This window comes from Mesorhizobium sp. M7A.F.Ca.AU.001.01.1.1, from assembly GCF_004022735.1.
Classification (GTDB): domain Bacteria; phylum Pseudomonadota; class Alphaproteobacteria; order Rhizobiales; family Rhizobiaceae; genus Mesorhizobium; species Mesorhizobium ciceri.
Genome location: NZ_RZPF01000223.1, coordinates 1 through 8640, shown reverse-complemented (window position 1 = coordinate 8640; position 8640 = coordinate 1). Strand labels below are relative to the sequence as shown.

Sequence of the window (8640 nt, the reverse complement as noted above, 5' to 3'; positions counted from 1 at the left end):
CACCAGAAGCTGATCGCGCCGAATGAATGGCGCAAGGTGGATGGGGAGTTTGTGCTGCACTAGGGGCAAGTTTCGCAGCAACGGCTTCTTGAGGTCGGCGTTCTACGACGCCCCCCTCTGTCCTGCCGGACATCTCCCCCTCAAGTGGGCAGATTGGCAGCTCCACCGACAACGCCGCCCCTTGTTACGCCTGCGATTGGCGAAAGTCGCCGCGACATCCGATCTCCCCCCTTGAGGGGGAGATGGCCGGCAGGCCAGAGGGGGGCGCTGGCCCGCGAACCTTGCGCCATGACGGCCCGATGCGCTCAAACCACCGGCGGGTTCAACCGGGCAAAGCCTTCCTGCCGCCGATACGGGAAGTACGGGTAGGGCGCGGTGACTTCGCTTGCCGCGTCGAGCTGCCTTATCTGCCCCGGCGTCAAGGTCCAGCCGACGGCGCCGAGGTTCTGGCGCAACTGCTCCTCGTTGCGGGCGCCGATGATGACCGACGATACGGTCGGGCGCTGCAGCAGCCAGTTGATGGCGATCTGCGGCACGGTCTTGCCGGTTTCCTCGGCCACGACATCGAGGGCATCCATCACTCGATAGAGATGCTCGTCCTCGACCGGCGGACCGAAGCTTGCCGTGTCGTGCAGCCGGCTCTTTTCCGGTAGGGACTGGCCACGGCGGATCTTGCCGGTCAGGCGGCCCCAGCCAAGCGGGCTCCACACCAATGCACCGACGCCCTGGTCGAGGCCGAGCGGCATCAGCTCCCACTCATAGTCGCGGCCGACCAGCGAATAGTAGACCTGATGGGCGACATAGCGCGGATAGCCTTGGCTGTCGGCTTGCGCCAACGACTTCATCACTTGCCATCCGGAGAAGTTGGAGACGCCGACATAGCGCAGCTTGCCGGCACGGATCAGGTTGTCCAGCGTCGACAGCACCTCCTCGATCGGCGTGCCGGCATCGAAGGCGTGTAGCTGCAAAAGGTCGATGTAGTCGGTGCCGAGGCGCCTCAGCGCATCATCCACGGATCTGATCAGCCGCGAACGTGACGAGCCGTAATCGCCCGGCCCATCGCCCATCGGCAGCGCGGTCTTGGTCGAGATCAGCACGGCATCGCGGCGGCCTTTTATCGCGTCGCCAAGCACCTGTTCAGAAGCGCCGTTCGAATAGACGTCGGCCGTGTCGAACAAATTGACACCGGCCTCCAGGCAGATGTCGATCAGCCGCCGCGCTTCCCTGGCGTCGCTGTTGCCCCAGGCGCCGAACAGCGGGCCGGAACCGCCAAAGGTTCCCGCGCCGAAGGAGAGTGCGGGCACTTTCAAGCCCGATGCACCGAGACGTCGATAATCCATCTTTTTACTCCTGGTGGTATGAAGGGTGTCGGAAGCGGGTTTGCCGAGGGTAGTCACGAGCGGATGGAGGCAGGTGCGCCGAGCGCCGGGGTGCGATCGAGACGCAGCGCCAGGCCCGCCACGCCGAGTGCCGTGAGCGGCAGCAGGGCGGCGACCCAGGTGAGGGAACCCAGACCAAGGCCGTGGGCAATCACCGCGCCGCCAAGCCAGGCGCCTGCGGCGTTGCCGAGATTGAAAGCGGCGATGTTGAAGGACGAGGCGAGGCTCTGGCCGGCACCTTGCGCCTTGTCCAGCACCCACATCTGCAGCGGCGCCACGGTAGCAAAGGCGGCGGCACCGAGCAGGCCGACATAGATGACGGCCATCACCTGGCTGTGGATGGCGAAGGTCATCGTTGCGAGCACCAGGGCCAGCACCACGAGGCTGCCCAGCACGGACGGCCAAGCCAGCGGTCGGCGACCTTGCCGCCAAGCAAATTGCCGGCGATGAGACCGCCGCCGAAGACGAGCAGGATCGGCGACACGGCTGCTTCCTTGAAGCCGCTTATCTCGGTCAGCAACGGAGCGATATAAGTGAAGACGGCGAAGACGCCGGCATAGCCGAGCACGGTGGTGGCGAGGCCGAGCAGGACGGGGGTGCGGCGCAAAACGGCGAGATCGGCGCGCAGGTCGCTCTTTTCGGGCGCCGTCCGGCTGCGTGGCACCAGAGCCAGGATGACGGCGAAGGCGGCCACACCGACCACTGTCACGGCCCAGAAGGTCGCGCGCCAGCCGAAGGCCTGGCCGAGCCATGTGCCGAAGGGCACGCCGAGGATGTTGGCGATGGTCAGGCCGGTGAACATCAGCGCGATCGCCGAGGCTTGTCTGTTGGGCGCGACCAAGCCGGTGGCGACCACCGAGCCGACGCCGAAGAAAGTGCCGTGGGCAAAGGCGGTGATGATGCGGGCGCCCATCAGCGTCCAGTAGTCGGGCGCCAACGCGCAGGCGAGATTGCCGAGCGTGAAGATCGCCATCAGCGCCAGAAGCACGGTCTTGCGCGGCCAGTTGCCGGTGGCGATGGTCAGCAACGGCGCGCCGATGACGACGCCAAGCGCATAGCCCGAAATGAGCTGGCCGGCAGCCGAGATCGAAACGCCGAGATCCTTGCTGACATCGAGCAGCAAACCCATAATGACGAATTCGGTGACGCCGATGCCGAAGGCACCGGCGGCGAGGGCGTAGAGAGCAAGAGGCATGGCGGTTTTCCACTTCGATGCGAAGAGCGCCGTCCCGCGCCCCGACCCCTGAGATCGTGCTTCCCTGCATTGTGAACCAGACTTGCCTTGGGCATATTTTCTGTGAAATAGATTCATAAATGGCCAGGCCCGACATCAATCGCTCCGGCGAGATCGAAGTGTTCGTGCGCGTCGTCGAGGAAGGCAGTTTCTCCTCCGCGGCACGCGCGTTGCGCATGACGCCGTCGGCGGTGAGCAAGCTGATCGCGCGGCTGGAGGCCCGGCTTGGCGCGCGGCTGGTCAGCCGCTCGACGCGAAAGCTGCAACTGACGCCGGAAGGCACAGCATTCTACGAGAGCGGCCTGCGCATCCTTGCCGACATGGCGGCAGCCGAGCAGGAGGCAGCGGCCGGTGCTTCACCGCGCGGACGTGTGCGCATTAACAGCTACGTGCCCTTCGGGGTGCATCGGCTGGTCCCGCTTCTGCCTCGGTTCCTGGAACGCTACCCCGAGATTTCGGTCGATCTGGTGCTGACCGACAGCGTCGTCGACCTGATGGCGGAGCGCGCCGATGTTGCCATCCGTGCCGGGCCATTGAGTGAGTCACGGCTGGTGGCGCGCAAGCTCGGGCAAAGCCCGGTGGTCGTTGTTGCAGCACCTTCTTACCTCGAGACGCACGGCATACCGCTGACGCCAGCCGATCTCGACAAACACAACCGCATGGGCTTCGGCTTCGTCAGGCACCTCGATGGCTGGCCGTTCCTCGACGCGGAAGGCCGCGTCATCATGATTCCGATCACCGGCAACACGCTGGTCAGCGATGGTGAGGCGATGCGGCTCATGGCACTGGCGGGCGCGGGCATCGCCCGGCTGGCGCGCTGGCATGTGGCGGAAGACATAGCGGCCGGCAGACTGGCGCCGCTGCTGGAGGCATTCAATCCGGGTGACGAGGAGCCGACCCACGCCGTCTATGTCGGCCAGGGCCGGCATCTGCCGGCGCGGGTGCGCGCCTTTCTCGATTTTCTGGGCGAGAGCGTCCGGCTGACCTGACATCTCCGGAGCCACGGCTCCCGAGATGTCAGCGTGGGCTGTATTTATGCTTTCGGCGTGAACGCCGCCGGACGGCGGCCCGCTGCCTGGCGCTCCAGCATCCAGCCTGGATATTCGGACGGCAGGGCGCTGACCTCGTCGAGACGAACCAGATCGTCGGTGTCGAGCTTCACCTCAGTGGCGGCAAGGTTCTGCTCCAGCTGCTCCATGCGGCTGGCGCCGATGATGACGCTCATCACGAAGGGCTTGGCCAGGACATAGCCGAGCGCCACCGTGGCGACGCTCACATCATGTTTTTTGGCTATGTCGCGCATGACGGCAACGGCCGCCCAGGCGCGGTCCTCATTGACCGGCGGGAAGTTGAAGGACGCGCGGCGGCCTTCGCCATTGCCGGGTGCGCCGGGGCCATATTTGCCGGAGAGCAGGCCACCGGCCATCGGCGACCACACCATCAGGCCGAGCTTCTCCTCATTGAGCAGCGGCACGATTTCGCGCTCGAGATCGCGGCCGGCGATCGAATAATAGGACTGCACGGTCTCGAAACGGGCGAAACCCTTGCGCTCGGCGATGCCGAGCGCCTTGGCGATGCGCCATGCCGCCCAGTTGGAGACGCCGACATAGCGGACCTTACCGCTGGCAACGAGATCGTCGAGCGCCCGCAGCGTTTCGTCGATCGGCGTCACGGTGTCGGTGCCGTGCAACTGATAGAGATCGATATGGTCGAGTTGCAACCGCTCCAAGCTGGCATCGACCGAATCCATGATGTGGCCGCGTGACGAGCCGCGCTGGTTGGGGCCTTCACCCATGGCGCCATGCGCCTTGGTGGCGATGACCACATTCTGCCTGTTGACCTTGAGATCCCTGAGCGACTGGCCGAGCAACCGTTCGGATTCGCCAAAGGAGTAGACGTCGGCCGAATCGAAGAAATTGACGCCGGCGGCAAGCGAATGGGCAACGATCTCGTTGACGCCCTTCTGGTCGAGGCTGGCGATCAGGCCCCATTGGGCATTCTGGCCGGCGGCGCCGAAGGTCATGGTGCCGAGGCACAGTTCGGAGACGAACATCCCCGTATTTCCAAGCTGGTTGTAGCGCATGGTGGCGGCTCCAGAGAGTTTGTGACGACCCAAAGCAAATAGGAACGGTACGTTTCGTTTCCAGTCCTGGAGCAACGAGCCTGTCGGATTGGCCCAAAGGCCGTTGCGTCTCAGCGAGTGCCGAAGATCGCCGAACCGACGCGGACGCTGGTGGCGCCGAAGGCGATTGCTGTTTCGTAGTCGCCGGACATGCCCATTGAGAGTTTGGCGACGTCGGCTTCCTTGCTAAGCTTCTCCAACAGCGCAAAATGCGGACCGGGATTCTCGTCGGCCGGCGGGATGCACATCAGGCCTTCGATGGCGAGGCCGTGCACGTCGCGGCAGCGGGCGACGAAGGCCACGGCGTCGCGGGGCTCGATGCCGGCCTTCTGCGGCTCGGAGCCGGTGTTGACCTGGACATAGAGTTTTGGCGCGCGGCCCTGTTTGGCGATCTCCTTGGCGAGTTCGGCGGCGATCTTCTCGCGATCGACCGTCTCGATGACGTCGAACAGTGCTACCGCTTCCCTAGCCTTGTTGGATTGCAGCGGGCCGATCAGATGCAGTTCGATGTCGGGAAATGCGTCCTTCAGATCAGGCCATTTGGCTTGCGCCTCCTGCACCCGGTTCTCGCCGAAGACGCGCTGGCCGGCTTCGATGACCGGGCCGATGTCGGCGGCATCAAAGGTCTTTGAGACCGCGACCAGGATCACGGCGCCGGCTTCGCGGCCGGCCTCGCGTTCGGCGGCGGCGATCTTCGCCTTGACCGCGAAAAATTGCTGAACGGCGTCACCCATATGCAAATCCTGCTGTTTTGACCGGCGTTTTTGTCAGACGCGGTACCCATATGGTTGACGGGTTTGCCAAACCATGGTGAACACCCGGACCACATTCCCTGAACTGCCGAGCCATCGCCCGCAGTTCGCGCATGCTTTTAAGTGAAAAACGTCCCATGGCAACCGAACGATACAATCCGCGCGCGTCAGAGCCCAAATGGCAGAAGGCCTGGGACGCCAAGAAGCTGTTCGAAGCGCACAATGACGATCCGCGCCCGAAATACTACGTGCTGGAGATGTTCCCCTATCCGTCGGGGCGCATCCATATCGGTCATACCCGCAATTACACGATGGGCGACGTGGTGGCGCGCTACAAGCGGGCCAAGGGCTTCAACGTGCTGCACCCGATGGGCTGGGACGCCTTCGGCATGCCGGCCGAAAACGCGGCGATGCAGAATAAGGTCCACCCCAAGGAGTGGACCTACCAGAACATCGCCACCATGCGCGAGCAGCTCAAGGTCATGGGGCTGTCGCTGGACTGGGCGCGCGAATTCGCCACCTGCGACGTCGATTACTACCACCGCCAGCAGATGCTGTTCCTCGACTTTGTCGAGAAGGGGCTGGTGACGCGCAAATCCTCCAAGGTCAACTGGGATCCGGAGGACATGACGGTGCTTGCCAACGAGCAGGTCATCGACGGGCGCGGCTGGCGCTCGGGCGCGCTGGTCGAACAGCGCGAACTGACGCAGTGGTTCTTCAAGATCACCGACTTCGCCCAGGATCTGCTGGATTCGCTCGAAGGCCTCGACGAATGGCCGGAAAAAGTGAAGCTGATGCAGCAGAACTGGATCGGCCGCTCGGAAGGCCTGCTGATCCGTTGGCCTCTGGCCGACGCCTCCGATGGCGAGCATGAGTTGGAAGTCTATACGACAAGGCCCGACACCATCTTCGGCGCTTCCTTCATGGCTGTCGCCGCCGATCATCCGTTGGCCAAGAAGGCCGCTGCGCACAATCCGGCACTGGCGAAGTTCATCGAGGATATCGGCCATATGGGCACCTCGGTGGCGGCGCTGGAGACAGCTGAGAAGAAGGGTTTTGACACCGGCCTCCGCGTCGTCCATCCGTTTGACGACAACTGGACGCTGCCTGTCTATGTCGCCAATTTCGTGCTGATGGAATACGGCACCGGCGCCATTTTCGGCTGCCCGTCCGGCGACCAGCGCGACCTCGACTTCGCCAACAAATACGGCCTGCCGGTGATTCCGGTGGTGATGCCGGAAGGCGAGAATCCGGCGACGTTCCAGATCATCGATGAAGCCTATGTCGATGACGGCGTGATGATCAATTCGCGCTTTCTCAACGGCTTGAAGCCGGATCAGGCTTTCGACGAAGTCGCCAAACTGCTGGAGCAGAAGACGATCGGCAACCGGCCGATGGCCGAGCGCAAGGTGAATTTCCGTCTGCGCGATTGGGGCATTTCGCGCCAGCGCTACTGGGGCTGCCCTATCCCGATGATCCATTGCGAGGCTTGCGGCGTGGTGCCGGTGCCGAAGGCGGACCTGCCGGTGAAGCTGCCCGACGATGTCGATTTCGACCGCCCGGGCAATCCGCTCGACCGTCATCCGACATGGCGGCATGTGAAATGTCCGCAATGCGGCAGGGATGCGCGGCGCGAAACCGACACGATGGACACGTTCGTCGACTCGTCGTGGTATTTTGCCCGCTTCACCGCGCCGTGGGCACATGAACCGACCGATCCCAAGGCGGCCAACGAATGGCTGCCGGTCGACCAGTATATTGGCGGGATCGAGCACGCGATCCTGCATCTGCTCTATTCGCGCTTCTTCACCCGCGCCATGCGCGAGGCCGGCCATGTCGATCTGGCCGAGCCGTTCAAGGGCCTGTTCACGCAAGGCATGGTGGTGCACGAAACCTATCGTGTTGGCTCGGCATCGAACGGCCGCTGGCTGGCGCCCACCGAAGTTCGGCTGGACGACGTTGACGGCAAGCGCAGCGCCATCGAGATCGCCACCGGCGAGACCGTCTCCATCGGCCCGCTGGAAAAGATGTCGAAGTCGAAGAAGAACACTGTGAGCCCGGAAGACATCACCGATGGCTACGGCGCCGATACGGCGCGCTGGTTCATGCTGTCGGATTCGCCTCCCGAGCGCGATGTCGAGTGGACCGACGATGGCGCCGCCGGCGCGCATCGCTTCATCCAGCGCATCTGGCGCCTGGTGTCGACGGCGGCCGAAACACTGGCCGGCATCAAGCCCGTGGCGGCCAGCAGCGGCGAGGCCGCGGTGGTTTCCAAGGCCGCGCACAAGATACTCAAGGCGGTCGGAGAGGATATCGAGAAGCTCGCTTTCAACCGCGCCATCGCCCGCATCTACGAACTGGCCAACGCGCTGACCACGCCGCTTAACGAGGTGGCAGAAGGCAAGGCCGATGCAGCGCTGAAAGGCGCCTGCCGGCAGGCGGTGGAGATTCTCGTGCATCTGATCGCGCCGGTCATGCCGCATCTGGCCGAGGAGTGCTGGGCAACGCTCGGCGGCACCGATCTCGTTGCCGAACGGCCTTGGCCGGTCTTCGATCCGGCGCTGGTCGTCGACAACGAAGTCACCTATCCGGTACAGGTCAACGGCAAGAAGCGGGGGGATTTGACAATTGCCCGCGACGCGGACCAAGGTGCGGTCGAAAAAGCGGTATTGGCTCTCGACTTCGTGCAGAAAGCACTCGAAGGGAAGGCTCCGCGCAAGGTGATCATCGTGCCGCAGAGGATCGTCAATGTCGTTGCCTGATCGGGAAAAGACAGAGTTGAGCCATTTGCTGCGCCGCATGGCGCTTGCCGGCCTGATAGGTTCGCTCGCGCTTGTCTCGGCCTGCACGGTGCGGCCGCTCTATTCGAGCGCGCCACTGTCGGGTTCGCAGGCCAGTGCCAGTGCCGAACTGGCGTTGATCGGCATCAAGCCGGTCAATACGCGTTACGGCCAACAGGTGCGCAACAATCTCATTTTCGGGTTTGGACGAGGCGCCGGCGAGCCGGCCTCGCCGGCCTATTCGCTCAATCTCGGCGTGACCGAAGCGGTCGAGTCCGCGGCACTTGTGCAGGTCGGAACCGACGAAGACGAGCCGACCGCCGGTTCCGTGACGCTGACCGGCAGCTATACGCTGGCCGATCCGAAGACCGGC

The 8640-nt window shown here is 63.9% G+C and carries 6 protein-coding genes and 1 pseudogene; 3 read left to right on the top strand and 4 right to left on the bottom strand.

Annotated features, from left to right (window positions below):
- Positions 1-305 precede the first annotated feature (305 nt).
- Complete coding sequence (locus tag EN884_RS15625; RefSeq protein WP_063169459.1) at positions 306-1340, bottom strand: aldo/keto reductase; 1035 nt, start codon at positions 1338-1340, stop codon at positions 306-308.
- Between the two features lie 53 nt (positions 1341-1393).
- Positions 1394-2574 (bottom strand): annotated as a pseudogene (locus EN884_RS15620) (MFS transporter).
- A 119-nt stretch (positions 2575-2693) separates the two neighbouring features.
- Between EN884_RS15620 and EN884_RS15615 the strand changes: the two are divergent.
- On the top strand, positions 2694-3602 hold the full coding sequence (locus EN884_RS15615; protein WP_063169458.1) for a LysR substrate-binding domain-containing protein: 909 nt from the start codon (positions 2694-2696) through the stop codon (positions 3600-3602).
- A gap of 44 nt (positions 3603-3646) precedes the next feature.
- Here EN884_RS15615 and EN884_RS15610 read toward each other — a convergent pair whose 3' ends face one another.
- Positions 3647-4696 (bottom strand): aldo/keto reductase, encoded by a 1050-nt coding sequence (locus tag EN884_RS15610; RefSeq protein ID WP_063169457.1) that lies wholly within the window; start codon positions 4694-4696, stop codon positions 3647-3649.
- 110 nt (positions 4697-4806) lie between these two features.
- Positions 4807-5469: a YggS family pyridoxal phosphate-dependent enzyme gene (locus EN884_RS15605; RefSeq protein WP_027163466.1), complete on the bottom strand. Its 663-nt coding sequence runs from the start codon at positions 5467-5469 to the stop codon at positions 4807-4809.
- 155 nt (positions 5470-5624) lie between these two features.
- Here EN884_RS15605 and leuS point away from each other — a divergent pair, with 155 nt between their 5' ends.
- Positions 5625-8249: a leucine--tRNA ligase gene (gene leuS, locus EN884_RS15600; RefSeq protein ID WP_063169456.1), complete on the top strand. Its 2625-nt coding sequence runs from the start codon at positions 5625-5627 to the stop codon at positions 8247-8249.
- Positions 8236-8640, top strand: a 405-nt coding sequence (locus EN884_RS15595; protein WP_128360616.1) for a hypothetical protein, incomplete at its 3' end; no start/stop codon positions are given. The genes leuS and EN884_RS15595, both read left to right, overlap by 14 nt.